Source organism: Streptomyces sp. NPDC001714 (genome assembly GCF_042892755.1).
In the GTDB taxonomy this organism is placed as follows: domain Bacteria; phylum Actinomycetota; class Actinomycetes; order Streptomycetales; family Streptomycetaceae; genus Streptomyces.
Genome location: NZ_JBIAUL010000002.1, coordinates 42,265 through 68,051, shown reverse-complemented (window position 1 = coordinate 68,051; position 25,787 = coordinate 42,265). Strand labels below are relative to the sequence as shown.

Annotated in this window: 25 protein-coding genes; 16 read left to right on the top strand and 9 right to left on the bottom strand. The window is 72.3% G+C overall.

Features of this window, described 5'->3' with window-relative positions:
- The first annotated feature begins 21 nt into the window (after nt 1–21).
- Genes ACFY0P_RS04870 through ACFY0P_RS04855 form a run of 4 tightly spaced genes read left to right on the top strand, consistent with a single transcriptional unit; the run spans nt 22 to nt 4,097 of the window.
- A complete protein-coding gene (locus ACFY0P_RS04870) occupies nt 22–777 on the top strand; it encodes a (Fe-S)-binding protein (RefSeq protein WP_388907455.1) in 756 nt (251 codons plus the stop codon).
- Nucleotides 774–2,252, top strand: a complete 1,479-nt coding sequence (locus ACFY0P_RS04865) for a LutB/LldF family L-lactate oxidation iron-sulfur protein (protein WP_388907453.1) — start codon at nt 774–776, stop codon at nt 2,250–2,252. The genes ACFY0P_RS04870 and ACFY0P_RS04865 overlap by 4 nt, the downstream gene beginning before the upstream one ends.
- Nucleotides 2,249–2,920 carry a lactate utilization protein C gene (locus ACFY0P_RS04860; protein WP_388907451.1) on the top strand — a complete coding sequence of 224 codons (672 nt, stop codon included), beginning with the start codon at nt 2,249–2,251 and terminating at the stop codon, nt 2,918–2,920. Before ACFY0P_RS04865 ends, ACFY0P_RS04860 begins: the two co-directional genes overlap by 4 nt.
- A 22-nt stretch (nt 2,921–2,942) precedes the next feature.
- Nucleotides 2,943–4,097, top strand: a complete 1,155-nt coding sequence (locus ACFY0P_RS04855; RefSeq protein ID WP_388907449.1) for a betaine/proline/choline family ABC transporter ATP-binding protein — start codon at nt 2,943–2,945, stop codon at nt 4,095–4,097.
- A 21-nt stretch (nt 4,098–4,118) separates the two neighbouring features.
- On the opposite strand, the gene ACFY0P_RS04850 is transcribed toward ACFY0P_RS04855, so the two are convergent.
- Genes ACFY0P_RS04850 through ACFY0P_RS04830 form a run of 5 tightly spaced genes read right to left on the bottom strand, consistent with a single transcriptional unit; the run spans nt 4,119 to nt 7,688 of the window.
- Nucleotides 4,119–4,715, bottom strand: coding sequence for a hypothetical protein (locus tag ACFY0P_RS04850; protein WP_388907447.1), 597 nt, complete (start codon nt 4,713–4,715; stop codon nt 4,119–4,121).
- 57 nt (nt 4,716–4,772) lie between these two features.
- Complete coding sequence (locus ACFY0P_RS04845) at nt 4,773–5,711, bottom strand: ABC transporter substrate-binding protein (RefSeq protein ID WP_388907445.1); 939 nt, start codon at nt 5,709–5,711, stop codon at nt 4,773–4,775.
- Nucleotides 5,708–6,379 (bottom strand): ABC transporter permease, encoded by a 672-nt coding sequence (locus ACFY0P_RS04840; RefSeq protein WP_388907443.1) that lies wholly within the window; start codon nt 6,377–6,379, stop codon nt 5,708–5,710. Before ACFY0P_RS04840 ends, ACFY0P_RS04845 begins: the two co-directional genes overlap by 4 nt.
- Complete coding sequence (locus ACFY0P_RS04835; protein ID WP_388907441.1) at nt 6,376–7,056, bottom strand: ABC transporter permease; 681 nt, start codon at nt 7,054–7,056, stop codon at nt 6,376–6,378. The genes ACFY0P_RS04840 and ACFY0P_RS04835 overlap by 4 nt, the downstream gene beginning before the upstream one ends.
- Before the next feature lie 59 nt (nt 7,057–7,115).
- Nucleotides 7,116–7,688, bottom strand: coding sequence for a TetR/AcrR family transcriptional regulator (locus ACFY0P_RS04830; RefSeq protein WP_388907439.1), 573 nt, complete (start codon nt 7,686–7,688; stop codon nt 7,116–7,118).
- 140 nt (nt 7,689–7,828) lie between these two features.
- Between ACFY0P_RS04830 and ACFY0P_RS04825 the strand changes: the two genes are divergently transcribed.
- A complete protein-coding gene (locus ACFY0P_RS04825; RefSeq protein ID WP_388907437.1) occupies nt 7,829–8,686 on the top strand; it encodes an AAA family ATPase in 858 nt (285 codons plus the stop codon).
- Nucleotides 8,683–10,065, top strand: coding sequence for a VWA domain-containing protein (locus ACFY0P_RS04820; RefSeq protein ID WP_388907435.1), 1,383 nt, complete (start codon nt 8,683–8,685; stop codon nt 10,063–10,065). Before ACFY0P_RS04825 ends, ACFY0P_RS04820 begins: the two co-directional genes overlap by 4 nt.
- Before the next feature lie 50 nt (nt 10,066–10,115).
- Here ACFY0P_RS04820 and ACFY0P_RS04815 read toward each other — a convergent pair whose 3' ends face one another.
- A complete protein-coding gene (locus tag ACFY0P_RS04815; protein ID WP_388907433.1) occupies nt 10,116–10,481 on the bottom strand; it encodes a cupin domain-containing protein in 366 nt (121 codons plus the stop codon).
- Between the two features lie 313 nt (nt 10,482–10,794).
- Complete coding sequence (locus tag ACFY0P_RS04810) at nt 10,795–11,205, bottom strand: hypothetical protein (RefSeq protein WP_388907431.1); 411 nt, start codon at nt 11,203–11,205, stop codon at nt 10,795–10,797.
- A gap of 83 nt (nt 11,206–11,288) precedes the next feature.
- Here ACFY0P_RS04810 and ACFY0P_RS04805 point away from each other — a divergent pair, with 83 nt between their 5' ends.
- The 6 genes from ACFY0P_RS04805 to ACFY0P_RS04780 are packed head-to-tail and all read left to right on the top strand — an operon-like array spanning nt 11,289 to nt 16,878.
- Entirely contained in the window at nt 11,289–12,440 is a 1,152-nt protein-coding gene (locus ACFY0P_RS04805) for an NAD(P)/FAD-dependent oxidoreductase (protein ID WP_388907430.1), read from the top strand.
- The gene (locus ACFY0P_RS04800; RefSeq protein ID WP_388907428.1) at nt 12,437–12,736 is read left to right on the top strand and encodes a (2Fe-2S)-binding protein; all 300 of its coding nucleotides are present in this window, start codon (nt 12,437–12,439) and stop codon (nt 12,734–12,736) included. The genes ACFY0P_RS04805 and ACFY0P_RS04800 overlap by 4 nt, the downstream gene beginning before the upstream one ends.
- On the top strand, nt 12,729–14,195 hold the full coding sequence (locus ACFY0P_RS04795; protein WP_388907426.1) for an FAD-dependent oxidoreductase: 1,467 nt from the start codon (nt 12,729–12,731) through the stop codon (nt 14,193–14,195). Before ACFY0P_RS04800 ends, ACFY0P_RS04795 begins: the two co-directional genes overlap by 8 nt.
- Nucleotides 14,195–15,091 carry a dihydrodipicolinate synthase family protein gene (locus tag ACFY0P_RS04790; protein WP_388907424.1) on the top strand — a complete coding sequence of 299 codons (897 nt, stop codon included), beginning with the start codon at nt 14,195–14,197 and terminating at the stop codon, nt 15,089–15,091. The genes ACFY0P_RS04795 and ACFY0P_RS04790 overlap by 1 nt, the downstream gene beginning before the upstream one ends.
- 33 nt (nt 15,092–15,124) lie before the next feature.
- On the top strand, nt 15,125–16,126 hold the full coding sequence (locus tag ACFY0P_RS04785; protein ID WP_388907422.1) for a proline racemase family protein: 1,002 nt from the start codon (nt 15,125–15,127) through the stop codon (nt 16,124–16,126).
- Nucleotides 16,127–16,170: 44 nt separating this feature from the next.
- Complete coding sequence (locus ACFY0P_RS04780) at nt 16,171–16,878, top strand: GntR family transcriptional regulator (protein ID WP_388907420.1); 708 nt, start codon at nt 16,171–16,173, stop codon at nt 16,876–16,878.
- Between the two features lie 166 nt (nt 16,879–17,044).
- Here the strand turns inward: ACFY0P_RS04780 and ACFY0P_RS04775 are convergent, their stop codons facing one another.
- Both ACFY0P_RS04775 and ACFY0P_RS04770 read right to left on the bottom strand, forming a co-directional pair.
- Nucleotides 17,045–19,342 (bottom strand): MFS transporter, encoded by a 2,298-nt coding sequence (locus ACFY0P_RS04775; protein WP_388907418.1) that lies wholly within the window; start codon nt 19,340–19,342, stop codon nt 17,045–17,047.
- 118 nt (nt 19,343–19,460) lie between these two features.
- Nucleotides 19,461–20,483 (bottom strand): LacI family DNA-binding transcriptional regulator, encoded by a 1,023-nt coding sequence (locus ACFY0P_RS04770; protein WP_388907416.1) that lies wholly within the window; start codon nt 20,481–20,483, stop codon nt 19,461–19,463.
- Between the two features lie 296 nt (nt 20,484–20,779).
- Here ACFY0P_RS04770 and ACFY0P_RS04765 point away from each other — a divergent pair, with 296 nt between their 5' ends.
- Genes ACFY0P_RS04765 through ACFY0P_RS04750 form a run of 4 tightly spaced genes read left to right on the top strand, consistent with a single transcriptional unit; the run spans nt 20,780 to nt 25,759 of the window.
- A complete protein-coding gene (locus ACFY0P_RS04765) occupies nt 20,780–22,711 on the top strand; it encodes a glycoside hydrolase family 127 protein (RefSeq protein WP_388907414.1) in 1,932 nt (643 codons plus the stop codon).
- Between the two features lie 57 nt (nt 22,712–22,768).
- Nucleotides 22,769–23,986, top strand: coding sequence for an extracellular solute-binding protein (locus tag ACFY0P_RS04760; protein WP_388907412.1), 1,218 nt, complete (start codon nt 22,769–22,771; stop codon nt 23,984–23,986).
- Between the two features lie 7 nt (nt 23,987–23,993).
- Complete coding sequence (locus ACFY0P_RS04755) at nt 23,994–24,953, top strand: carbohydrate ABC transporter permease (protein ID WP_388907410.1); 960 nt, start codon at nt 23,994–23,996, stop codon at nt 24,951–24,953.
- On the top strand, nt 24,950–25,759 hold the full coding sequence (locus tag ACFY0P_RS04750; RefSeq protein WP_388907408.1) for a carbohydrate ABC transporter permease: 810 nt from the start codon (nt 24,950–24,952) through the stop codon (nt 25,757–25,759). The genes ACFY0P_RS04755 and ACFY0P_RS04750 overlap by 4 nt, the downstream gene beginning before the upstream one ends.
- The last annotated feature ends 28 nt before the right edge of the window (nt 25,760–25,787 follow it).

The following is a 25,787-nucleotide window of genomic DNA, read 5'->3' as shown; positions in this document are numbered from 1 at the left end:
GATCGACCTCTAGGAGCCGCGATGCGTGTCGCCCTCTTCCTGACCTGCGTCAACGACACGCTCTATCCGGACACCGGCCGCGCCGTGGTGAAACTCCTGACCAGGCTTGGCGTCGAGGTCGATTTCCCGATGGCGCAGACCTGCTGCGGGCAGGCCCACTACAACACCGGCTACCGCCATGAGGCGGAGCCGCTGGCCCGGCATTTCTCCGATGTCTTCGGCGAGTACGAGGCGATCGTGACCCCGTCCGGGTCCTGCGGCGCGATGGTGCGGGAGCTGTATCCGCGGATGGGCGAGCGGGCGCGGGCGGAGGGGCGCGGGAGCGGGCTGGCCGCGGCGCTGGCGCCGGTGGTGCCGAAGACGTACGAGCTGACGGAGTTCCTGGTGGACGTCCTGGGGGTGACGGACGTCGGGGCATATTATCCGCACTATGTCACATACCACCCGACCTGCCACGGGTTGCGGAGTCTGGGACTGGGCGACCGCCCCCGTCGCCTCCTCCAGGCCGTCAAGGGCCTGGAGTTGGCCGAGCTGCCGGGCGCCGAGGAGTGCTGCGGTTTCGGCGGCACGTTCGCGGTGAAGAACCCCGACGTCTCGGCGGCGATGGGCACGGACAAGGTGCGCAACGCCGAGTCGACCGGGGCTCAGGTGCTGTGCGCGGCCGACAACTCCTGCCTGATGCACATCGGCGGCACCATGACCCGGCTCGGCAGCGGGATGCGGCCGGTGCACATCGCGGAGATCCTGGCGAGCACGGAGGAGGACCCGGCCGCATGAGCGGGACGTATCTGGGGATGCCGGCCTTCCCGAAGGCCGCGCACGAGGCCGTCAGCAACCCGACCCTGCGCGGGAACCTGCGCCACGCCACGCACACCATCCGCGCCAAGCGGGCCAGGGCGGTCGCCGAGGTGTCCGACTGGGCCGCGCTGCGCGAGGCGGGCAAACAGATCAAGGACCACACGCTCCGTCATCTCGACCGCTATCTGGTCCAGTTGGAGGAGGCGGTGACCGCGGCGGGCGGCATCGTCCACTGGGCCGCCGACGCCGACGAGGCGAACCGGATCGTCGCCGAACTGGTCAAGGAGACCGGCGAGTCGGAGGTCGTGAAGGTCAAGTCGATGGCCACGCAGGAGATCGGTCTGAACGAGGCCCTGGAGGCCGAGGGCATCCGGGCCTACGAGACCGATCTCGCCGAGCTGATCGTGCAGTTGGGCCACGACCGGCCCTCGCACATCCTCGTCCCCGCCATCCACCGCAACCGGGGCGAGATCAGGGACATCTTCCGCAGGGAGATGGGCGAGTGGGGGCGCCCCGCACCCGAGGGCCTCACCGACACCCCGGCCGAACTCGCCGAGGCGGCACGGCTCCACCTCCGCGAGAAGTTCCTGCGCGCGAAGGTCGGCATCTCCGGCGCCAACTTCATGGTCGCCGAGACCGGCACCCTGGTCGTGGTCGAGTCCGAGGGCAACGGGCGGATGTGCCTGACCCTCCCGGAGACGCTGATCTCGGTCGTCGGCATCGAGAAGATCGTGCCGACCTGGCGGGACCTGGAGGTCTTCCTGCAGACCCTGCCCCGCTCCTCCACCGCCGAGCGCATGAACCCGTACACGTCGACGTGGACCGGCACCACGGACGGCGACGGCCCGAGCACCTTCCACCTGGTGCTGCTGGACAACGGCCGCACCGACACCCTCGCCGACGAGGTCGGCCGCCAGGCCCTGCGCTGCATCCGCTGCTCCGCCTGCCTGAACGTCTGCCCGGTCTACGAGCGGGCCGGCGGCCACGCCTACGGCTCGGTCTACCCGGGCCCGATCGGCGCCATCCTCAGCCCCCAGCTCAGGGGCACCGCGAGCGAGATCGACGCCTCCCTGCCGTACGCCTCGTCGCTGTGCGGGGCCTGCTACGAGGTCTGCCCGGTCGCCATCGACATCCCCGAGGTACTGGTACATCTGCGCGAACGGGTCGTCGAGGGCGGCGAGGCGGTCCGCGGCGGCAACAAGGTGCTGCTCAAACCGGCCAAGGGGCACGCGGCCGAGCGGGCGGCGATGCGTGCGGCCCGCTGGGCGTTCTCCCACCCCGGCGCCCTGCGCACCGGCCAGCGCCTCGCCTCCCGCAGCCGCCGTCTGCATCCCCGTACGCTGCCGGGTCCCGGCCGGGCGTGGAGCGAAACCCGGGACCTGCCGGCCGTACCGGCCGAGCCGTTCAGGGACTGGTGGCAGCGGACCGGCGGCGGAAAGGGCGGTGCGAAGTGAGCAGCAGCAGGGAACGGATCCTCGGCCGGGTGCGGCGCGCACTGGCCGACGTGCACGGCGAGGACGGGCCCGTCGAGCGCTCGTATCTGCGCGAGCACGGGCAGCGGAGCGTCGCGGAGACGGTGGACCTGCTCGCCGAGAACCTGGCGGACTACCGGGCCGTCGTGCACCGCACCACCGACGAGGAACTGCCCTACGTCATCATGCGGTTGCTCGCCGAGCGCGGGCCGCAGTACGTGCTGGTACCCCCGGGGCTGCCGCCCGCCTGGATGTCGGCCGCGGACCCCACCCGGGTCCACGACCGTGCGGTGAGCACACCTCATGAGCTGGACAAGGTGGAGAGCGTGGTCACCGGCTGCGCGGTGGCGATCGCCGAGACCGGCACGATCGTGCTGGACGGCGGTCCCGATCAGGGCCGCCGCCGGATCACCCTCGTCCCCGACCACCACATCTGCGTCGTACGGGTCCCGGACCAGGTCGTTTCCTCCGTGCCCCAGGCCCTCGAACGACTCGACCCGACTCGCCCGTTGACCTGGATCTCCGGCCCTTCGGCCACCAGCGACATCGAACTGGACCGGGTCGAGGGGGTGCACGGTCCCCGCACCCTGGAGGTGGTGCTCGTCGGCGGCGACCGGCCGGACGCCGAGGCCAACTCGGGCGATGCGTGACGGGCGCGGCTAACGTGAGGGAATGATCCGGTTCGAGCAGGTCACCAAGCGGTACGCGGACGGGACGACCGCGGTGGACGGGCTCTCCTTCGAGGTGGCCGAGGGTGAACTCGTCACGCTCGTCGGCCCCTCCGGCTGCGGCAAGACCACGACGATGATGATGGTCAACCGGCTCATCGAACCGACCTCGGGCCGGATCCTCCTCGACGGCGAGGACGTCGCGGGGGTCGACCCGGTGCGGCTGCGGCGCCGGATCGGCTACGTCATCCAGCAGGTCGGCCTGTTCCCGCACCGCACGGTCCTCGACAACACCGCGACCGTCCCGGCCCTGCTCGGCTGGAAGCGGGCCAGGGCCCGGGCCCGCGCCGCCGAACTGCTGGACCTCGTCGGCCTGGACCCGAAGACGTACGGGCCGCGCTACCCGGACCAGCTCTCCGGCGGCCAGCGGCAGCGCGTCGGCGTGGCCCGGGCGCTCGCCGCCGATCCCCCGGTGCTGCTGATGGACGAGCCGTTCGGCGCGGTCGACCCCGTGGTGCGGGAGCAGCTGCAGGACGAGTTCCTCCGGATGCAGGCCGCCGTGCGCAAGACCGTGCTGCTGGTCACGCACGACATCGAGGAGGCGGTGCGGCTCGGCGACCGGATCGCGGTGTACGGACAGGGGCGCATCGAGCAGTTCGACACCCCGGGTGCGGTGCTGGGCAGACCGGCCACGCCCTACGTGGCCGGGTTCGTGGGCGCGGACCGCGGGCTGAAGCGGCTGTCGGTGACCGACATCGAGCCCGACGACCTGGAGCAACCGCCGGTCGTCCGCCCGGGCGAGTCCGCCGAGAGCGCCGCGGCACGGCTCCGGGCGGAGGGCGCCCGGTGGGCGGTGGTCCTGGACACCCACGGCGACCTGCACGGCTGGGTGGGCCGGGACGAGCTGGCGGCGGGCGGCACGATCGACGGACTCGTCCACCGGATGACCGCGTGGGTACCGGTGGGCACCCCGCTGAAGCAGGCGTTCGGCGTGATGCTCCAGTACGACGCCGGGTGGGTCGCCGTACTGGACGGTTCGCGCTTCCTCGGCGTACTCACCCCGGCCAAGCTGCACGAGGCGCTGCGCCGCTCGGTGGACGCCGACGCGCGCGGCGTCTCGCGAGACCAGGTGCCGTTCGACTCGGTCTCCGGCGCCTGACCGACGGAGCCCGGTGATCCGTCAGCAGTACGTCATCGGGCAGCCACGGCGCAGCGAGTGCTGGGCGGCCCGCAGGTAGAGCGCGACGTAGAAGGCGGCGTCCAGGTCCTCGCCCCACGGGCCGGGCCGGGACCCGGCCGTTTCCTTGGCCGGACCCTCCAGGAACCACATGGTCAGATCGAGGTTGTCGCAGGCCTCCGGTATCGCCTCGACAGGAAGCCCGATGACCGCGGCCAGCCGCTGCGCGAGGGCGAGCACCTCGGGTGCGCCGGCGACCACCGTCTCGTCGGTGTAGGCGGATGCGAGGGGCAGCCGGATCTCCTCGTCGAGCGGGAAGGGCACCAGCACCGACCAGCCCAGCAGCAGCTCCTCCTCCCTGGGGGACAGGTGCTCTCGGCACAGCGCGCCGAACCCGTCCATGGCCGGTACCAGCTTCTCCTCGAACGACAGCCCCGAGCCGCGCACGAAGGCGGCCGCCTCGGGCACCGACTCGTAGGGCGCCAGCCCGCGCCGCCGCAACTCCGCGTCGAGGGCCGCGGCGAGAGCGCCCTTGCCGCCCTCGTCCTCGTCCCCGTCGAGCCACTCCTGCGCACCGACACTCACCAGATAGATCCCCATGCCCCGAACGTACCGCCCGCCACTGACAACGAGACCGGTCGTCACGTCTCCGGCCGTTCACTTCAGCAGGCCCTTGTCCCCCAGATAGGTCCGGGCCACGTCCTGGGCCAGCCGCCGCCAGCTGTCGACCTGCTGGTTCATCGAGGCCAGGTCGGCCGTCGTGAGGACCTCGTTGAGCTTGCCGAGCGCCTTGGTCACCCGCTCGCTGCCGGCCCGCGCGCGGTTGACGACCGGGACGACGTAGTCGGCGTTCTGCAGATGCCTGTCGTCGGCGAGGAGGACCAGGCCGAACTGGTCGAGGGTCGCGTCGGTGGTCGTGGTCAGCACCATCTGGTCCTGCCCGCTCTGCACGGCCCGCTTGGCCTGGGTGGTGCCGACGCCCTTGGGGTCGACGCCGGTGATGTCGATGCCGTAGACCTTCTTCAGCCCCGGCTCGCAGTACGGCCGTTGCACGCATTCGTCACCGGCCGCGAGCCGTACCTTCAGTCCCGAGGCGCCGAGGTCGCTGAGCGTCTTCAGGTGGTGCTGCCGGGCATAGGCGCCGGTGACCGCGAAGGCGTTCTGGTCGACCGCCCGTCCCGGGTCGAGGACGGTGAGGCCACGCGGGGTGGCGAGGCGGCGCAGTGCCCGCATCGTGGTGGCGAGGTCCGGGGAGCCCACGGGTGGTGCGTCGGGGCCGTCGGTCTTGGCGTTGAGCCAGTCGGCGAAGGTGGCCGCGTATTCGGGGACGACGTCGATCTGCCCGGATTCCAGGGCGGGTTCGTAGAGTTCGCGGTTGGCGACGGTGATGAGGGAGGTCTTGTATCCGGCCTGGTTCAGGAGTTGCGCGTACATCTGGGCGAGCAGGTCGCTCTCGGTGAAGCCGGCGGAGCCGATGGTCAGGTGCTTGCTGTCGCCCGGCGGTGCGGTGACCTCGCCGCGGTTCTCCAGGGAGGGGCCGGTGGTGCAGGCGGTGAGGCCGAGGAGTACGGCACCGGCCACCGTACGGAGTCTCATCGCGGGCCCCGCGGCCGGACCGGCACGAGCCGCTCGGCGAGTTCGAAGGCGCCCTCGACGACCAGGGCGAACGCGGCGACCAGGATCGCCCCGGCGACCACCATGGGCGTGCTGGCCAGGTTGAATCCGGCGGTGATGATCCGGCCGAGTCCGCCGCCGCCGGCGAGGGCGGCGATGGTGGCGGTGGCGACGAGTTGGACGGCGGCGATCCGCACCCCCGTGAGGACCAGGGGGAGCGAGAGGGGCAGTTCGACGTGAAACAACATCTGCCGTCCGGTCATCCCCATCCCCCGCGCGGCCTGCACGATGCTCCGGTCGACCTCGCGCATGCCGACGTAGGCGTTGGTGAGCAGGGGCGGTACGGCGAACAGCACCAGGGCGACCACGGTGGGGCCCTCACCCCACCTGCCGATCGGGGTGAGGAGGAGCAGCACCAGGACGGCGAAGGTGGGGACGGCCCGGCCGACGTTGGAGATGTTCACGGCGAGCGCGCCGCCCTTGCCGAGGTGGCCGAGGACCAGTGCGACCGGGAGCGCCATCAGGCAGCTGATGACGAGGCAGGCGGCGGTGAGGGCGAGGTGCTGGAGCAGCCGGTGCCCGATGCCGTCGTCGCCGGCCCAGTGCGCGGAGTCGGTGAGCCAGGCCCAGGCGTCGGTGAGCGTCTTCACGCGCGGGCCGCCCGCATCCACGGGGTGAGCAGTCGCTGCACCCCGAGCAGCAGCAGGTCGGCGGCGACGGCGATCAGTACGCAGAGCACGGAGGCGGTGAGCACCTGGGCCTTGAAGTAGGTGTTCATGCCGGCGTAGATCAGGTTGCCGAGTCCACCGAAGCCGACGATCGCGCCGACGGTGACCAGGGAGACCGCGGAGACGGTGGCGATGCGCAGGCCGGCCATCGCGGCGGGCAGGGCGAGGGGCAGTTCGACGGTGAGCAGGAGGCGGACCGGGCCGTAGCCCAGGCCGCGGGCGGCCTGCCGGGTCTCCTCGGGGACGGCGCGCAGGCCCGCGAGGATGTTGCGGACGAGCAGGGTGAGCGAGTAGAGCGCCAGGCCGACGACCACGAGGGCGGCCGAGAGGCCGTACAGGGGCAGGAGCAGGGAGAACATCGCCAGGGACGGGATGGTGTAGAGGACGGTGGTGATGCCGAGGACGGGTCCGGCCGACCAGCGCAGGCGGCGGGCCAGCACGGCGAGCGGAAGGGCGACGACGAGTCCGACGAGCACCGAGACCACGGTCAGCCGGAGGTGCTGGCCGACCGCGTCGAGCAGGATCTGACGGCGGCTGGTCAGATAGGCGCCGCAGATCCACTCGTTGCGCGCGAGGCAGTCGTTCGGGGGCGCGGTCACGCCTCCATTGCATCGGGTGGGCGACCGGCCCGGCGCGTTGTGGTGATCCGTCCGGGCGGCTACTTCAGGCCGGCCGCGTCCAGCAGTGTGGTCACGGTCCGGGTGACCAGCCCGTCGTCGAGGTGCTCGATCCGGGCGCCGGCCCGGGCGCTGGCCCCGTCGAAGATCAGCATGAGCTGCCGGGCGAGCAGGGCCGGATCCGCCGCGCCGCCCTGTTCGGCCTGCTCCTCGAAGTAGCCCTGCAGCAGTTCCTTGGCGGCGCGGGCCACCACGCTCGCGGGATGCTCGCCGTCCTTCAGTTCGACCAGGACGGCGAGGTACGGGCAGCCGCGGTAGCCGGGGGCCGCCGCGTTCTCCTCCACCCGCCGGAACACGTACCCGATCCGTTCGCGAGGGGTGGCCGTCTCGGCGTCCGGGGACCTGAGCTGAGCCTCGTACCAGGGCCCGCGGCGCTCCAGGCTGGCTGCCAGCACCTCGTCCTTGCTGTCGAAGAGCTGGTACATCGACCGCTTCGAGACCCCGGCGGACCTGCACAGCGCCTCGACACCGATCGAGACGCCGTCGCGGTAGAAGAGTTCGGCCGCGGCATCGAGGAGCCGGTCGCGGGGAGACGCCTTGTCTGTGGTGGCCATACCGCCGAGGTTACCGCGCGGGGCGCCGCCAGGAAACCGATCGGTATACAGGCTGGCCCAGGAGGTGAACAAGCGCTTAGATAGGAACCTGGACCTGTTCGCCCTGTGCGTTGCACGACCCTGATCAGCCGGAGGCCCCGTTGTTCACTTCCGTCGACGACGTCTCCGCGCGCCTCGCGGAGACCGGCTACCTCGCCTCCCCCGCCGTCGCCACCACCGTCTTCCTGGCCGACCGGCTGGGCAAACCGCTCCTCGTCGAGGGCCCAGCCGGGGTCGGCAAGACCGAGCTGGCGAAGGCCGTGGCCGCGGTGGCCGGGGCCCGGCTCGTGCGGCTCCAGTGCTACGAGGGCGTGGACGAGTCCCGGGCGCTGTACGAGTGGAACCACGCCAAGCAGCTGCTGCGGATCAGCGCCGGCCGGGACGAGACCTGGGACGAGGCCCGCACCGACATCTTCAGCGAGGAGTTCCTGCTCCCCCGCCCCCTGCTCACCGCGATCCGGGGCGACGACCCGAAGGTGCTGCTGATCGACGAGACCGACAAGGCCGACGTCGAGGTGGAGGGCCTGCTCCTGGAGGTGCTCAGCGACTTCCAGGTGACCGTCCCCGAGCTGGGCACGGTCACCGCGACCCGCCGCCCCTTCGTCGTCCTCACCTCCAATGCCAGCCGTGAGCTGTCCGAGGCACTGCGCCGCCGGTGCCTGTTCCTGCACATCGGCTTCCCGGAGGAGGAGCTGGAGCGCAGGATCGTACGGCTGAAGGTGCCGGGGCTCACCGAGGCGCTCACCGAGTCCGTCGTCCGGGTGGTCGGGGCGCTGCGGGCGATGGACCTGCGCAAGGTCCCGTCCGTGGCGGAGACCATCGACTGGGCGCGCACCCTGCTGGCCCTGGGCGCCGACACGCTGGACGAGCAGGTCGTACGGGATTCCCTGGGCGTGATCCTCAAGCACCAGGACGACATCCAGAAGGCGGCCGCCAAGCTGGACCTGGACGCGCTGTGAGCACCCCGGCCGACGCACCGACCGACGCTCCGGCCGACCTCGCCGGCCGGTTGACGGGGCTGGTCGGCGCGTTGCGGGCGCACGGGGTGCGGATCGGCACCGGGGAGACCGTGGACGCGGGCCTGGCGGTGGCGGCGCTGGGCCTGGACGACCGGGACCTGCTGCGCGAGGGGCTGGCCGCGACCCTGCTGCACGGCACCGGCCAACGGGCCGTGTTCGACCAGGTCTTCGACCTCTACTTCCCGCGCGGGGTGGGCGGGCCCGGCGGCGGGTCCGGTGACCGGGAGGAGCTGCGGGAGCGGCTCGCGGCCGCGCTGGCCGACGACGACACCGCGCTGCTGCGGCAGTTGGCGGCCGAGGCCGTGGACGGCCTGGGCGGATACGGGAGTTCGCCCGGCTCGGACGGCTGGTCGTCGTACCAGACCCTGGACCGGCTGCGGCCGCAGACGCTGCTCGCGCGGGTGCGAGCGGACGTCAGGGCGCGGGGCGGCGGCACGGGGTTCGCGGACCGGCTGCTCGACGACGAGATCCGGCGGCGGATCGAGGACTTCCGGGGCATGGTCGCGGCGGAGGCCCGGCGCCGGGTGGCCGAGCGGCGCGGCCGGGATCAGATCGCCCGGCGGGCGGTGGCGCCGACCGCCGACCGGGTGGACTTCCTCTCCGCCGGGCGGGAGCAGCTCACCGAGCTGCGCAGGACCGTACAGCCGCTGGCACGGAAGCTGGCCACCCGGCTGGCCGCGCGCCGCCGCCGGGCCGCGCGGGGCTCCATCGACCTGCGGCGCACCCTGCGCGGCTCGCTGTCGACGGGCGGGGTGCCGATGCGGCCGGTGCTGCGCAGGCGCCGGCCGGTCCGTCCCGAGCTGGTGCTGCTGTGTGACGTCTCCGGCTCGGTGTCGGGGTTCTCCGACTTCACGATGCTGCTGGTGCAGGCGCTGCACGACCAGTTCAGCAAGGTCCGGGTGTTCGCCTTCGTCAACCGGATCGACGAGGTGACCGGCCTCCTGGAGCACGGCCGGGCCGATCCGGAGGGGCTGGGCGCCCGGATCCGCGCCGAGGCGACGCTCACCGGCTGGCACGGCAGCAGCGACTACGGCGTCGCGCTCGGCGAGTTCGCGGAGCGGTACGGCGCCGCGGTGGGCCCGCGCACCACGGTCTTCGTGCTCGGCGACGCCCGCACCAACAACCTCGACCCGAACCTCGCCGCCGTCCGCAGGATCGCCGGACAGGCCCGGCGCGTCTACTGGCTGAACCCCGAGCCGCTCTCCCTGTGGGGCACCGGTGACTCGGCCGCGCCGGACTACGCGGAGCGGGTGGAGATGCACGAGTGCCGCACCGCCCGCCAGCTCGGCGGGCTGATCGCGCGGCTGCTGCCGGTGTGACACACCGGGTGCCGTCACCTACGGAAGGTGACGGCACCCGGCGGCCGTTCTCAGCTCCCCTCGGCCTTCGCGTAGTCCGTTGCCATACCGCCGGCGAAGTCGTACACGATGACCTGCTCGTCCCCCACGACCCAGGCGTCGTGTCCCGCCGGCAGGACGAAGACGTCGCCGGGGCCGATCTCGCCCTCACCGCCGTCGTCCATGACGAGGTGCATCCTGCCCTGCACCACATACCCGTTGTGGTGAACCATGCAGCTCTCGGTGCCCGCGATCGGCGCCACCGACTCCGACCAGCGCCAGCCCGGCTCGAAGGTGCCGATGGCGAAGTCGAGGCCGGTCAGGTGCACGGCCTCCAGGTGGCCGCGGGGGAAGTCGCGCCGCTCGTCCGGCTTGTCGACCGTCTTGATCTCCAGCATGACGGTGTCCTCCCTTCGAACTCCCGTCCACCACTCCATCGTCTTCCTGTCAACTCGGGAGCGCCATTCAAGGGTGTGGATCGGCTCGGCAGAGCGGTCATGACCGCCGGCTCGCCGCCGGCCGCGGCCGCCCGTTCGGCGCGGCCGGCGGCGAACACCGCGTACGCAGAAGCGAGATCGAGCAGGAAGCAGTCGGTGTACAGGCAGTACACGAAGGCGCTGTCGTACCGCGGGTGCAGGTGCGAGGCGGCGTCCGAGAGCGGTACGACGTGCAGGGCACTGATCACGAAGAGGGCGGCGCAGGCGGTGCCGATCATCTTGCGCGCGGCGATGCCCAGGGACCGGCCCGGGTGCTGCGGCGGGCGGCGAGCATCGACAGGAACAGCGCGGACATCGCCAGGTTGCCGCCGAACGACGTGTGGACGCCCTCCCCTTCGTCGAACCGGAGAGAGACGTGGTCCAGGACAAGGAAGGCGAGGACGAGCAGGGCCGCCGGCGAGGGCAGGTGCAACGCCCGTGCCGGGCAAGGGAATTCGGTCCGGCCGTAGCGGACCACCGGGTAGCCGATGGCGAGGTCGAAGGCGAACCGGACCAGGTGATCCAGCGCAGCGCCCCGTCCGCCGGCCGCACGAAGGCGTAGGTGAACTCCCAGCTCATGCCGGTGGCGAACGCGACGACCGTTCAAGGTCAGCCTCTTCGCGGCGGGTCCGCGGGCGAACGCCACGCCGGGCCCACTCTCGCACGGCGTACGCCCCGCCCGATGTCCGCGGTCTTCCCTCGCCCTGTGCCATGTGACATATTACTGCCGTGAGCATGCGACTGACCTGCGACGTCGTAGTGATCGGGGCGGGCATGGCGGGCGCCGCCTGTGCCCTGTACGCGTCCCGGGCGGGTCTGGACGTCATCGTGGTGGACCGCGGCCCGGTGGCCGGCGGCACGACGGGGGCGGGTGAGGGCAATCTGCTGGTGTCCGACAAGGAGCCGGGGCCCGAGCTCGAACTCGCCCTGCTGTCCGGCCGGTTGTGGACCGGCCTGGCCGAGGAGCTGGGTGACCGGATCGAGTTCGAGCCCAAGGGCGGGGTGGTCGTCGCCGCCGAACCCGAAGGGCTGGCCGCCCTGGAAAGGTTCGCGACCGGGCAACGGGCCGCCGGGGTGACGGCGGAGAACGTCGACGCGGATCAACTCCTCGACCTCGAGCCGCACTTGGCACCCGGCCTGGCGGGCGGGGTGCTCTACCCGCAGGACGCCCAGGTCATGCCGACCCTGGCCGCCGCGCATCTCCTACGGGCCTCGGGCGCCCGTCTGTCGACCGGCCGCACGGTGACGGAGGTGCTGCGCGGCGCCGACGGTGCCGTACGCGGTGTCCGTACCGACCGCGGCGACGTCCACGCCCCGGCCGTGGTGAACGCGGCCGGCACCTGGGGCGGCGAGGTGGCCGCGCTCGCGGGTGTGCACCTGCCCGTCCTGCCCCGGCGGGGCTTCGTCCTGGTCACCGAGCCGTTGCCGCGCCGGGTGCGGCACAAGGTGTACGCGGCCGACTATGTCGCCGACGTGGCCAGCGACTCGGCCGCCCTGCAGACCTCGCCGGTCGTCGAGGGCACGGCGGCCGGGCCGGTCCTGATCGGCGCGAGCCGGGAGCGCGTCGGCTTCGACCGGTCGCTGTCGCTGCCGGCCGTGCGGGCGCTGGCGGCGGGCGCGATCCGGCTGTTCCCGTTCCTGTCCCGGGTCCGGGCGATGCGCACCTACCTGGGTTTCCGCCCGTACCTGCCCGACCATCTCCCCGCGATCGGTCCCGACCCCCGGGCACCCGGCCTCTTCCACGCCTGCGGGCACGAGGGCGCGGGCATCGGACTGGCCACCGGTACCGGGCAGTTGATCGCCCAGGTGCTCAGCGGCAAGGCATCCGAGCTGGACCTGACCCCGTTCCGTCCCGAGCGTTTCGGCGAGGAGAGCGCGTGAACCCCCTGGAGTTGGTGAAGGCCCGGCCGGGCCCGGCCTTCACCGTCACCTTCGACGGGCGCGAGATCATGGCGCTGCCCGGCCAGACGGTCGCGGCCGCGCTCTGGGCGTCCGGTGTCACGTCCTGGCGGACCACCCGCGGCGAGGGCCGGCCACGCGGGGTCTTCTGCGGGATCGGCGTCTGCTTCGACTGCCTGGTCACCGTCAACGGCCGCCCCAATCAACGGGCTTGTCTGGTGCCCGTGCACCCGGGAGACGCGATCGGTACGCAGGAGGGGACGGGGCACCATGACTGACACGCGCCGGCCGGGGACGGCACCCCGGCTCGCCGTGATCGGCGCCGGCCCGGCCGGCCTCGCCGCCACCCTGGCCGCCGCCCGGCACGGCCTGCGCGTCGCCCTGATCGACGCGGCGCCCGAGGCGGGCGGCCAGTTCTACCGGCAGCCCGCCGCCGGGCTCGGCGCCCGCCGCCCGCAGGCGCTGCACCACCGGTGGCGCAGCTGGGAGCTGCTGCGCGACGGCCTCGACCGGCACATCGCGACCGGGCTGGTGACGCATCTGCGCGATCATCACGTGTGGTGCGTGACGCGGCGGCGGTCCGGCTTCACCGTGCACGCCCTCCTCGGCCCCGAGCAGGAGCGGCCCGTCGAGGTGCACGCGGACGCGGTACTGCTCGCGACCGGCGGCTACGAGAAGGTGCTGCCCTTCCCCGGCTGGACGCTCCCCGGGGTGGTCACGGCGGGCGGGGCGCAGGCCATGCTGAAGGGCGGACTGGTGCTGCCGGGCCGTACGGCGGTCGTCGCCGGCACCGGACCGCTGCTGCTGCCGGTCGCGACCGGCCTCGCGGCAGCCGGCGCCCGGGTCGCGGCCCTGGTGGAGTCCGCCGGCCCACGGGGCTTCGTACGGCGCTCCCCCGCACTGGCCGCCCAGCCGGCCAAGCTCGCCGAAGGCGCCCACTACGCGATCCGGTTGTTCCGGCACGGCGTCCGAACCCTGGTCCACCACACCGTCGTCGAGGCACACGGCGACCAGGGGCTCGAAGCCGTCACCGTCGCCGCACTGGACACCGCGGGCCGGGTACGGCCGGACACCCGGCGGCGCATCACCTGCGACACCCTCGCCGTCGGGCACGGCATGCTCCCGCACACCGACCTCGCCGAGGGCCTGGGCTGCCGGATCGACGGGCTCGCGGTGCGCGTGGACGACGAGCAGCGCACCGACGTGCCGGGGGTGTGGGCGGCGGGCGAGGCCACCGGCGTCGGCGGCGCGGTCCTCGCCCTCGCGGAGGGGCACATCGCGGGCCGGTCGGCCGCCGAACGGCTGTCGGGCCGGGAGCCCGACCCGCGCGGGTGGGCGGGAGCCGCCCGGACCCGTGCGGGACTGCGCCGGTTCGCCGCGGCGATGGACGACGCCTACGCACCGCCCGCGCACTGGACCGAGCAGGTCACGGACGACACGGTCGTCTGCCGCTGCGAGGAGGTCACCGGCGGGGCGGTCCGGCGGGCCGTGACCGAGCTGGGCGCCGGAGACGTACGGACCGTCAAACTGCTCACGCGGGCCGGAATGGGCTGGTGCCAGGGGCGGATGTGCGGGCCGGCGGTCGCCGGGCTCGCCGGATGCCCGGAGACGGCGGCACGCAGGCCGTTCGCCCGGCCGGTACCGCTCGGGGTGCTCGCGCGGGCCGGCGGCACCGATGACGAACAGTGCTGTGTCACATTCCACCCGGATCACCCGGACCACTCGGAGGAGCCCTGATGACCACCCCCCACCCCCGCCCCTGGCGCGGAGTCCTCGTAGCCACCGCCCTCCCCCTGCGCGACGACCTCTCCGTCGACTACGACCGGTACGCCGAGCACTGCACCTGGCTGGTGGAGAACGGCTGCGACGGCGTCGTGCCGAACGGCTCTCTCGGTGAGTACCAGGTGCTCACGCCCGAGGAGCGCGCCAGGGTCGTCGAGACCGCGGTGGCCGCGGTCGGCGGGGCACGGGTGATGCCCGGGGTCGCCGCCTACGGCTCGGCCGAGGCCCGCCGCTGGGCCGAGCAGGCCCGGGACGCCGGCTGCGCGGCCGTGATGCTGCTGCCGCCCAACGCCTACCGCGCCGACGAGCGTTCGGTGCTGGCGCACTACGCGGAGGTCGCGAAGGCGGCGGTGCCGGTGGTGGCGTACAACAACCCCATCGACACCAAGGTCGACCTGGTTCCGGAACTCCTCGCCAAGCTGCACGGCGAGGGGCACATCCACGCCGTCAAGGAGTTCTCCGGCGATGTCCGGCGCGCCTACCGGCTGGCCGAACTCGCCCCGGAGCTGGACCTGTTGATCGGCGCCGACGACGTCCTGCTGGAGCTGGCCATCGCGGGCGCCAAGGGCTGGGTGGCCGGTTACCCCAACGCGCTGCCGGCCGCGACGGTCGAGCTGTACCGCGCCGCGGTGGGCGGGGACCTGGACACCGCCAAGCGGCTGTACGGGCAGCTGCATCCGCTGCTGCGCTGGGACTCCAGGGTCGAGTTCGTGCAGGCCATCAAGGTGTCCATGGACATCGTCGGCCGGCACGGTGGTGCCTGCCGCCCGCCGCGCGTGCCGCTGCTGCCCGAGCAGGAGGCCGCGGTCCGCGCGGCCACCGAGAAGGCCGTCGCGGCCGGCCTGGCGTAACCGAACCCGCCCACCCTCCCAGAGCGGAGCGTCATGCGCAGCAAACTCGTCCTGCACGCCGTCGACTCGCACACCGAGGGCATGCCCACCCGCGTGATCACCGGCGGGATCGGCACCATCCCCGGCGCGACCATGAACGAGCGGCGGCTGTACTTCCGTGAACACCGCGACGACATCAAGCAGTTGCTGATGAACGAGCCGCGCGGGCACTCCGCGATGAGCGGGGCGGTCCTGCAGCCGCCGACCCGGCCCGACTGCGACTGGGGTGTGGTGTACATCGAGGTCTCGGGCTATCTGCCGATGTGCGGGCACGGCACGATCGGCGTGGCGACGGTGCTCGTGGAGACCGGGATGGTGGAGGTCGTGGAGCCGGTCACCACCATCCGGCTGGACACCCCGGCCGGTCTGGTCGTCGCCGAGGTGGCGGTGGAGGACGGCGCGGCGAAGAACGTCACGCTGCGGAACGTGCCGTCCTTCTCGGTCGCGCTGAACCGGAAGATCGTGCTCGCCGACGGCCGGTCGGTGACCTATGACATGGCCTACGGCGGCAACTTCTACGCCATCCTCCCCCTCGACGAGTTCGACCTCCCCTTCGACCGGACCCGGAAGGACGACATCCTCCGGGCCGGCCTCTCCCTCATGGCGGCGATCAACGCCGAGGCGGAGCCCGTCCACCCCGAGGACCCGTCCATCCGCGGCTGTCACCACGTCCACCTGGTCGCTCCCGGGGCCACGGCCCGGCACTCCCGGCACGCGATGGCCATCCACCCCGGCTGGTTCGACCGCTCCCCATGCGGCACCGGCACCAGTGCGCGGATGGCCCAGCTGCACGCCCGCGGCGAACTCCCGCTGGACACCGAGTTCGTGAACGAGTCCTTCATCGGCACCCGGTTCACCGGCCGGCTGCTCGGCACCACCGAGGTCGCCGGGCGCCCCGCGGTCCTGCCCAGCTTCACCGGCCGGGCCTGGATCACCGGCACCGCCCAGTATCTGCTGGACCCGACGGACCCGTTCCCGGCCGGGTTCGTACTCTGATTCCCCTGACGATCCTCCAGCGACGACCCTTCAGGAGTTCCTCCATGGCCGACCGGCCCATCAGCAGGCCCAGCGCCGTCGAGCCCGCCATTCCGTCGCTCGGCGGCCGGAGGCCGAACTTCCGGGAGCGGGTCGTGGACGTCCTGCGTGCCGCGCTGATCGCCGGTGAGCTGCGCCCCGGCGAGGTGTACTCGGCGCCGGGGCTCGCTCCCCGCCTGGGCGTCTCCGCGACCCCGGTGCGCGAGGCCATGCTGGAGCTGGTGAAGGAGGGCATGGTCGAGATCGTCCCGAACAAGGGGTTCCGGGTCACCGCCCTCTCCGAGCAGCAGCTCGACGAGTACACGCACGTACGGTCCCTGATCGAGATCCCGACGACCGTCGCCCTCGCGGCCACCGCCGACCCCGGTGACCTCGAGGCGCTGCGGCCGGTCGCCCTGGAGATCGTCACCTCGGCCGTGAAGGGCGACCTGATCGCCTACGTCGAGGCCGACCTGGCCTTCCATCTGGGATTGCTGGCGCTGGCGGGCAACGACCATCTCGTCGAGGTGGTACGGGACCTGCGCCGCCGTTCGCGGCTGTACGGGCTGACGGCGCTGGTGGAGGCGGGGCGTCTGAAGGCCTCCGCCGAGGAGCACCTGGAGCTCCTCGACGCCCTGCTGGCCCGCGACGAGCAGGCCGTGCGCGAGGTCATGACCCGCCACCTCGGCCACGTCCGCGGCCTGTGGGCGGCCCGGCGACCCGAGCACGGCTGAGTGCTCCGCTGCAAGTGCCGCGACGAGTCGTCAGCCGACTGCGGCGCCGTCGTGGCTGGTCGCGCGGTTCCGCCCCCAGCCTTCGGCCGGAGGTACCCCCGGTGCCCCTTCGGGGCGTGCCGAACCGCAGCGCACTTCGCCGGACCCGCTGGGCAGCTCCTGCGAACTACGCCCCGGGATGGGCGAGTTCGATGTCGTGGTCGTGGATGTCGGCGCCGGAGACGGCCACTCCGGCGGCGTGCGGCGGGTAGCCGGTGGCGACGACCGTGTACTGGCCGCTGTCCAGGTCGGAGAAGGCGTACGCGCCGTCGTCGCCGGTGGTGGTCGTGCCGACGACGTTGCCTGCGGCGTCCACCAGCGTGACCCGGGCGTCGCCCAGCGGGCCCCCCGCTCCGCGGACGGTGCCCCGCACATGGGCGCCGGGCCGCAGCTCCACGTCGACCCGGGTGGTCCCGGTCCCGGCCACCTCGACGGGGAGGGCGAGCGGCCGGTGCTTGGGCGAGCTGACCGCGAGGGTCACGGTGCCCGGCGCCAGGTCGCCGACCGTGAACTCGCCGAGTCCGTCGGTCTGCTGGGTGGCGAGCACGTCCCCGCGCACATCCGTGACGATCACCGTCGCCCCGGCGACCGGCGCCCCGCTGTCCGCGGCCCGCACCACCCCGGCCACGCCGCCGGCGCCGCTGAGCAGCACGTCGTAGGCGACCGCCGCGGAGCTCACGACGAGGGTGGTGGCCTGTGGCCGGCAGCCGTCGGCGGAGGCGATCAGGACATACGTCCCCTCGCCCGGTGCCGCCACCGCGTAGCCGCCGTCGGCGTCCGCGACCACGCGGCCGAGCTGGCGGCCGCCGGGGGAGATCAGGGTGACGGCGGCCCGGCCGACCCCGGTTCCGTCGGCGCCGCGCACCCGGCCGTGCACCTGGATGCCGTCGCCGACGACGGGGACGTACGCCGGAGCCCCTTCCGCGCCCTCCGGGGCCTCTTCCGCGTTCGCCGGCACCGCGGGCACCGGCTCCGCCACGGCCGGCGGCGCCCCGCCCGCCTCCGAGGCCGGCTTCCGGCGCGGGATGAACGCGGCCACGAGCAGCGCGAGGACCGCCGCGCCCGAGCCCGCCGCCATGACCACCTTGAAGCCGTTCTCGGAGGGAACGGTCGACGTGCCGAGGACGGTGGTCATCTGGGCCAGGATCACCCCGGCGACGGCGCTCGCGGTCGACGTGCCGATGGACCGCATCAGGGTGTTGAGACTGTTCGCGGCGGCCGTCTCGTGCGGGTCGACGGCGCCCATGATGAGCGCGGGCATCGCGCCGTAGGCGAAGCCGATGCCGGCCCCGATGATGCAGGAGACCAGCACGAGCTGCCAGACGGCGTCCATCAGCACGATGTTGAGCCCGTATCCGGCGGCCACGATGACCGCTCCGCACATCAGGGTGGTCTTCGGGCCGAAGTTCTTGGAGATGAGGGCGGACAGGGGCGCCATCGCCATCATCACCAGGCCGGTCGGGGCCATCACCAGGCCGGCGTCGAGCAGCGACTTGCCCAGGCCGTAGCCGGTCGCCTCAGGCAACTGCAGGAGCTGCGGAAGCACCAGGGACATCGCGAACATCGAGAACCCGAAGGCGATCGAGGCGAGGTTCGTGACGAGGACCTGCCGGCGGGCCGTGGTGCGCAGGTCGACCAGCGGTTCCCGGGTGCGGAGTTCGTAGAACCCCCAGGCGAGCAGGATCACCACGGCGGCGCCGAACAGGCCGAGCGTGGTGCCGCTGGACCAGCCCCAGTCGGCACCCTTGGAGATGCCGAGCAGCAGACAGACCAGGCCCGCCGCCATGCCGAGAGCGCCGAGCAGGTCGAAGCGGCCGCCGGTGCGCACCTTCGACTCCGGCACGAGGACCAGCACGAGCAGCGCGGCGACGACGCCGAGCGCGGCCGAGGTCCAGAACAGCATGTGCCAGTCGAAGTGGTCGGCGATCAGCGCGGCGGCCGGCAGGCCGAGGGCGCCGCCGACGCCGAGGGAGGCGCTCATCAACGCCGTGGCGGAGCCGAGCCGTTCGGCGGGGAGTTCGTCGCGCATGATGCTGATGCCGAGCGGGATCACGCCGGAGGCCAGCCCCTGCAGGGCCCGCCCGACGATCATCGGCACCAGGGTGTCGCTCAGCGCGGCGGTGACCGAGCCGGCGACCAGCATGACCACGCTGGTCAGCAGCATCAGCCGCTTGCCGTACATGTCGCCGAGCCGCCCCATCACGGGGGTGGCGACGGCGGCCGCGAGGAGGGTGGCGGTGACGGCCCAGGCCGCGTTGGACGCCGAGGCGTTGAGCAGCTTCGGCAGTTCGGGCACGATGGGGATCACCAGGGTCTGCATCAGCGAGACCACGATCCCGCCGAAGGCCAGCACCGCGACGACGACGTCGGTCCGCGGCGCGGCGGAGTCCCCGGCGACTTCCGGCCGGGGCTGTGCATGGGACATGGTCGGGCCTCCGTAGGGCCGCTGGGGTCTGCACGACCCTCCCGAATGTAAGTCAATTGATTGACTTAAGCAACCACGATTCGCGTGCGGACGGTGAAGATTCGCCGCACGTCCGGCGTCAGCTCGACTCGCGCACCACCAGCCGGCACGGCACCGTGTGCACCCCGGGCTGCGGCTCCGCGTCGATGGCCTGGAGCAGCCGCAGCGCGGCGATCCGCCCGATCTCGGCCAGGTTCATGTCGACCGTGGTGAGCGGCGGACGGCAGGCGAGGGCCATGGTGTCCCAGTTGTCGTAGCCGACCACGGCGATGTCTCCCGGCACGTCCTTGCCCCGCTCACGGAGCGTGTCCGCGACCCCCCGGGCGATCTGGTCGTTCCCGCAGAAGACGGCGTCCGTGTCGGGGGCCGTCCGCAGCACCGCGTCGGCGGCGCGCCGCCCCCAGGCCTCGCTCCACTCCCCGAAGTGCACACGCCCGGCGGCGAGTTCGAGGCCTGCCTCGGCCAGGTGCTCGACGGCGTGCCGGGCCCGGTCGCGGGCGGCCTGGTGGTGCTCGGGCCCGGTGACATGGGCGATGCGGGTACGACCTGTGGCGAGCAGGTGCTCCACGGCGAGCCGGGCCCCGCCGCGGTCGTCGGTGACGACGGAGGTGTCGGCCGGGTCGGTCGACGGGGAGAGGGCGTAGACGACCGGGATCGCCGGGTCGATGCCGGTCAGGGGCGGGCGGGGATCGGTACGGCGGCCGGCGACGATGATGCCGTCGACCCGGCGGTCGGTGAGGGTGCGCAGATGGTGCTGCTCACGGATGGCGTCGCCGCGGGTGTCGCAGAGCAGGACGGAGATCTTCCCGGCACCCAGCGCGTCCTCGGCGCCCAGCAGCACCGGGGTGCTGAAGCGCCCGATGCCGTCCGTCGTCATCAGGCCGACCGTCCAGCTGCGGCCGCTGTGCAGGCTCTGCGCGTGCTGGTTGGGCCGGAACCCGAGCGCCGCCACCGCGTCCAGAACCCGCTGCCGGATCTCGGGGCGCATCCGGCCGGCGCCGTTCAACGCCTTGGACGCGGTCCCGACGCTGACACCGGCGAGCGCGGCGACATCGGCGAGCCTGGCCCGGCCGGTGGGCGGAGAGCCTGGAACAGAGGTCACGGGCAAACCTTTTCCTAGACGGATCCTCGGCGCCGCCGTCGGCCTCCCGACGGCAGAGCCGCCCCACATCGTCGCAGCCGCCCACCTGAAGTGCCAGCCCTGCCGGACAACTTGAAAAAACTGCGCCAGGCGTCTTGACCCCTCCCTCCGGCTGCCCTGTACTTCTCGGCGAGAAAACGGTTGCGCACACCGGTTCCTCGCCGCCTTCCCCGCCGCCCCGTGCGCGACTTTCCAAACGGCGTTCGACATTTCGACAACGTGTCCAGGCACCCCGCCCCTCCCCACCCCGGAGAGCCATGCCCCGCACCCGTTCCGCCCTGCCCTCCCCCGCCGGCCCGGTCCGTCTCACCCCCGATGCCCGCACCGCGCTGCGCCCGGCGGCCGTCACCGTCGACGGCGGCTTCTGGCACGACCGGCGCGCGACCAACGCCGGCGTCTCCCTCCCCCAGGGCCCGGATCTGCTGGAGTCCGCCGGAAACCTGCACAACCTGCGCCTGGCGGCGGGCACCGCCGAGGGCGGGTTCCAGGGCGCGTATCCCTTCGTCGACACGGACGTCTACAAGTGGCTGGAGGCGGCCTCCTGGCACCTCGCCCGAGACACCGGCGAAGAAAGCGACGAAGCACTGGCCGCGGACGTGGCGCGGATCATCGCCCTGGTGGCGGCGGCCCAGCAGCCCGACGGCTATCTCAACACCTGGTTCCAGCTGGTCAAAGGCGGTGAGCGGTACCAGGACCTGCGCTGGGGCCACGAGTTGTACTGCGCCGGGCATCTGATCCAGGCCGCCGTGGCCCACCACCGCTCCACCGGGCGCCCCGAACTCCTCGATGTGGCAAGAAAGTTCGCCGACCACATCGACTCGGTCTTCGGTCTCCCCGGCAGCGGCAGGCCTCTCGACGGCATCGACGGCCACCCGGAGGTCGAGACGGCCCTGGTGGAGCTGTACCGGGAGACCGGCGAGCGCCGCTACCTCGACCTGGCGGGCTACTTCGTCGACCGGCACGGCCACGGCCTGCTCGGCGGCGAGGCCTACTGCCAGGACCGGGTCCCGCTGCGCGCGGCGACGAACGTCGAGGGCCACGCCGTACGGCAGTTGTACCTGCTGGCGGCGGCCGCGGACCTGGCTGCGGAGACCGGGGACGCCGAACTCCGGGCAGCGGGCGAACGGTTGTGGCACGCCATGACGACCACCAAGACCCACCTCACCGGCGGGCTCGGCGCGCACCACGACCGGGAGGACTTCGGCGACCCCTTCGAACTCCCCAACGAGCGCGCCTACTGCGAGACCTGCGCCGCGATCGCCTCCGTCCAGTGGAGCTGGCGCATGGCCCTGCTCACCGGCGAGGCCCGCTACTCCGACCTGATCGAGCGCACCCTCTACAACGGCTTCCTGGCCGGGGTCTCGCTGGACGGCGAGCGATGGCTGTACGTCAACCCGCTCCAGGTCCGCGACGGCCACACCGACACCGGCGGCGACCAGTCGGCCCGCCGCACCCGCTGGTTCCGCTGCGCCTGCTGCCCGCCCAACGTGATGCGACTGCTGGCGAGCCTGGAGCACTACCTGGCATCGGCCGACGAACAGGGCCTGCAGATCCACCAGTTCGTCACCGGGAGGTACGCGACCGACCGGGTCCGGGTGCGCGCCGAGACGGACTATCCCTGGCACGGCACGATCGCGTTCACCGTCGAGGAGAGCCCGTCCGACGGCCCCTGGACGCTGTCGCTGCGCATCCCCGCATGGTGCCGGGAGTTCCGGGTGCGGTGCGGCGAGGAGACGTACGACTCCCAGGCGGACGACGGCTGGCTGCGGCTGTCGCGTACCTGGGCACCGGGCGACCGGGTGCTGCTGGAACTCACGATGGAGCCCCGGCTCACCGCCGCCGACCCACGCGTGGACGCGGTACGCGGCTGCGTGGCGATCGAACGCGGGCCGCTCGTGCACTGCCTGGAGCAGGTCGACCACCCGGGCGGGGGGCTTGACGACATCGTCCTGGACACCTCCCGGCCGCTCGCCGTGAAGCACCGCCCGGACCTGCTCGGCGGTGTCACCACCGTGGTGGCCGCGGGCCGGCGCCGCCGCCTCCCCGACCGGGGCTGGTGGCCGTACTCCCCCGCCCGCGGCGTTCCTGCCGAACCCGAGGGCGAGCCGGTCGAGTTGACCGCGATCCCGTACCACGTCTGGGCCAACCGCGAGGACGGCAGCATGCGCGTCTGGCTCCCCACCTCCTGAGACACCCCCGTCCTACGACAACGAGGTCACCCCGTGATACCCACCCGCCGTACTCTCATGGCCGTCGCCACGGCCGCCGCCCTTCTCCCTCTCACCGCCTGCGGTGGCGGTTCCGGCTCCTCGGGATCGTCGTCCTCGGCCGGCGGGACGTACACCTTCTGGGACCCGTACCCGCAGTTCGACGCCTCCTCCGACTGGGGCAAGCGGGTCACCGCGTGCGGGACCGCGGCCGGGGTGAAACTCAAGCGGACCGCGTACGACACCACCGACCTGGGCAACAAGGCGCTGCTGGCCGCGCAGCAGGGCAACGCGCCGGACGTGATGCTGGTCGACAACCCGGTCGTCTCCACGCTGGTGGAGGCGGGGATCCTCAACAAGACGAGCGACCTCGGGCTCGACACCTCCTCGATCCAGAAGAACATCATCGGCGCCGGCACGATCGACGGCGCGTCCTACGGCGTCCCGATCGGCGCCAACACCCTCGCGCTCTACTACAACAAGAAGGTCCTCTCCGCGGCCGGCGTCGACCCGGCCTCCGTCAAGGACTGGGCGTCGCTCACGGCCGCGCTGAAGAAGGTCGAGGCGGCCGGGAAGAAGGGGATCACCTTCTCGGCGATCAACACCGAGGAGGGCAGCTTCCAGTTCCTGCCGTGGTTCTGGGGCGCGGGCGGCGACCTCACCGAGCTCGACTCCGCCAAGGGAGTCGCCGCGCTCTCGCTGTGGAAGCAGTGGGTGGACGCGGGGTACGCACCGAAGGACGTGCTGCAGAACACCCAGACCACCAGCTGGCAGGAGTTCGCCACCGGCGACTACGCGTTCAGCGAGAACGGCACCTGGCAGCTGGGCAACGCCGACAAGGCCGGGTTCTCGTACGGTGTCATCAACATCCCCGCGCAGAACGGCGGTTCGGCGCCGGTGCCGACGGGCGGCGAGTTCGTCACCGTGCCCGTGCAGAAGGACACCTCGCGCTACGACGTCAGCAAGAAGATCGTCAACTGCCTGACCAGCGACTCCAGCCTGCTGGCCACCGACACCACGCTCATGTACGTGGCGCCGACCTCCGCCGTGCAGACCGAACAGGTCAAGAAGAACGCCGAGTTGAAGCCATGGGTGGCGGCGGTCGCGGCGGCCCGGGGGCGGACCAGCGGCGGACTCGGTACCAAGTACCCGACCATCTCGCAGCCCCTGTGGACGGCCGTCCAGGCGGCGCTCTCCGGCAGCAAGAGCCCCCAGGACGCCCTGGCGGCCGCCCAGTCCAGCGCGCAGAAGGGCTAGCACCGGCATGACCGTCGCCCGGATCGACCGACCGCGGCGCGCACCGGCCGCCGCGGCGCGGGCGAGCGACACCGGCGCCCGCTCCCTGCGCCGCAGGCGGCGGCTGACCGCCCTCGCCTTCGTGGCCCCCTTGCTCGCCTACCTCGCCGCCTTCTACGTCTATCCGCTCTACCGCAACCTCGACCTCAGCCTGCGCGACTACACCGTGCGCTCCTTCGTGGCGGGCGACGCGCCGTTCTCCGGCTGGGCCAACTTCCGCACCGTGCTGGACGATCCGACGTTCGGCCCGGCGATGCGGCACACCATGGTCTTCACCTTCGTGTCGATCGCCTTCCAGTACGTCATCGGGCTCGCCCTCGCGGTCTTCTTCAACCGCCACTTCAGACTCTCGACCGTGCTGCGGGCACTGTTCCTGATCCCCTGGCTGCTGCCGCTGATCGTGTCGGCGTCCACGTGGTCGTGGATGTTCAACAGTGAGTCGGGGGTGGTGAACTACTTCCTGCACTTCCTCGGCGTCGACGCCGTCGGCTGGCTGACCTCGCCGGACTGGGCGCTGATCTCGGTGATCGTCGCCAACATCTGGATCGGCATCCCCTTCAACCTGGTCATCCTGCACAGCGGCCTGCAGAACATCCCGGGCGAGCTGTACGAGGCGGCGGCGCTCGACGGTGCGGGCGCCTGGCAGCAGTTCCGCCGGATCACCTTCCCGCTGCTGCGCCCGGTGTCGGCGATCACCCTGCTGCTGGGGCTCGTCTACACCCTCAAGGTGTTCGACCTGATCTGGATCATGACCAAGGGCGGTCCCGGCGACGCCTCCTCCACCCTGGCGACCTGGTCGTACCAGCTGGGCTTCGGCACGCTGCTGCCCAAGTTCGGTCCCGGTGCCGCGGTCGGCGACATCCTGATCCTGATCGCCCTGGCCTTCGGCCTCCTCTACATCCGCGTCCAGAGGAGGCAGGAAGCATGAAGTCGCGCGGCTACACCCTGATCGGCCTCTGCCTCACCGCGCTGATGCTGTTCCCGGTGTACTGGATGCTCAACGTGTCCCTCACCCCGCAGCAGGACATGCGCAAGGACCCGCCGGACCTGCTCCCGCTGCACCCCACATTCGGGGGCTACCGGGCGGTCCTCGACGACCAACTCCCGTACCTCGGGACCAGTCTGCTGATCGGGGTCGGCACGGTCGCCCTCACCCTCGTGATCGCCGCCCCGGCCGGCTACGCGCTGGCGAAGCTGCGGCCCCGCGGAGGCGGGGCCCTGGGCCTGGCCCTGCTGATCGCGCAGATGATCCCGGGGATCGTCATGGCGATGGGCTTCTACGGCATCTTCCTGGACCTCGGCCTGCTCAACTCCTGGTGGGGACTGATCGTCGCGGACTCCACCATCGCCGTGCCCTTCGGCGTCATGATCTTCACCGCGTTCATGTCCGGCATCCCCGGCGAACTCGTCTCGGCCGCCCGGATCGACGGCGCCGGCACCTGGCGCACCTTCCGGTCGGTCGTCCTCCCGCTGAGCCGCAACGCGATCGTCACCGTCTCGCTGTTCGGCTTCCTGTGGGCCTGGTCCGACTTCGTCTTCGCCAACACCCTCGACGGTGGCGGCAGTTGGAAACCGATCACGCTCGGCATCTACAAGTACATCGGCAACAACAACCAGGAGTGGAACGCGATCATGGCCACCGCCGTCGTCGCGTCGGTCCCCGCGGCCGTCCTCCTTGTCCTCGCCCAGCGCTATGTGGCCGCGGGCGTGACCGCGGGCGCGGTGAAGGACTGACACCCCCCCGACTCCTCGAGGAGACGCA

What these genes read in the sequence shown, in the direction of transcription:
- ACFY0P_RS04870 (WP_388907455.1), top strand. Translation starts at nt 22, where the DNA reads ATGCGTGTCGCCCTCTTCCTGACCTGCGTCAACGACACGCTCTATCCG.
- ACFY0P_RS04865 (WP_388907453.1), top strand. Translation starts at nt 774, where the DNA reads ATGAGCGGGACGTATCTGGGGATGCCGGCCTTCCCGAAGGCCGCGCAC.
- ACFY0P_RS04855 (WP_388907449.1), top strand. Translation starts at nt 2,943, where the DNA reads ATGATCCGGTTCGAGCAGGTCACCAAGCGGTACGCGGACGGGACGACC.
- ACFY0P_RS04850 (WP_388907447.1), bottom strand. Translation starts at nt 4,715, where the DNA reads ATGGGGATCTATCTGGTGAGTGTCGGTGCGCAGGAGTGGCTCGACGGG.
- ACFY0P_RS04845 (WP_388907445.1), bottom strand. Translation starts at nt 5,711, where the DNA reads ATGAGACTCCGTACGGTGGCCGGTGCCGTACTCCTCGGCCTCACCGCC.
- ACFY0P_RS04830 (WP_388907439.1), bottom strand. Translation starts at nt 7,688, where the DNA reads ATGGCCACCACAGACAAGGCGTCTCCCCGCGACCGGCTCCTCGATGCC.
- ACFY0P_RS04815 (WP_388907433.1), bottom strand. Translation starts at nt 10,481, where the DNA reads ATGCTGGAGATCAAGACGGTCGACAAGCCGGACGAGCGGCGCGACTTC.
- ACFY0P_RS04795 (WP_388907426.1), top strand. Translation starts at nt 12,729, where the DNA reads ATGACTGACACGCGCCGGCCGGGGACGGCACCCCGGCTCGCCGTGATC.
- ACFY0P_RS04790 (WP_388907424.1), top strand. Translation starts at nt 14,195, where the DNA reads ATGACCACCCCCCACCCCCGCCCCTGGCGCGGAGTCCTCGTAGCCACC.
- ACFY0P_RS04785 (WP_388907422.1), top strand. Translation starts at nt 15,125, where the DNA reads ATGCGCAGCAAACTCGTCCTGCACGCCGTCGACTCGCACACCGAGGGC.
- ACFY0P_RS04780 (WP_388907420.1), top strand. Translation starts at nt 16,171, where the DNA reads ATGGCCGACCGGCCCATCAGCAGGCCCAGCGCCGTCGAGCCCGCCATT.
- ACFY0P_RS04775 (WP_388907418.1), bottom strand. Translation starts at nt 19,342, where the DNA reads ATGTCCCATGCACAGCCCCGGCCGGAAGTCGCCGGGGACTCCGCCGCG.
- ACFY0P_RS04765 (WP_388907414.1), top strand. Translation starts at nt 20,780, where the DNA reads ATGCCCCGCACCCGTTCCGCCCTGCCCTCCCCCGCCGGCCCGGTCCGT.
- ACFY0P_RS04760 (WP_388907412.1), top strand. Translation starts at nt 22,769, where the DNA reads ATGGCCGTCGCCACGGCCGCCGCCCTTCTCCCTCTCACCGCCTGCGGT.
- ACFY0P_RS04755 (WP_388907410.1), top strand. Translation starts at nt 23,994, where the DNA reads ATGACCGTCGCCCGGATCGACCGACCGCGGCGCGCACCGGCCGCCGCG.
- ACFY0P_RS04750 (WP_388907408.1), top strand. Translation starts at nt 24,950, where the DNA reads ATGAAGTCGCGCGGCTACACCCTGATCGGCCTCTGCCTCACCGCGCTG.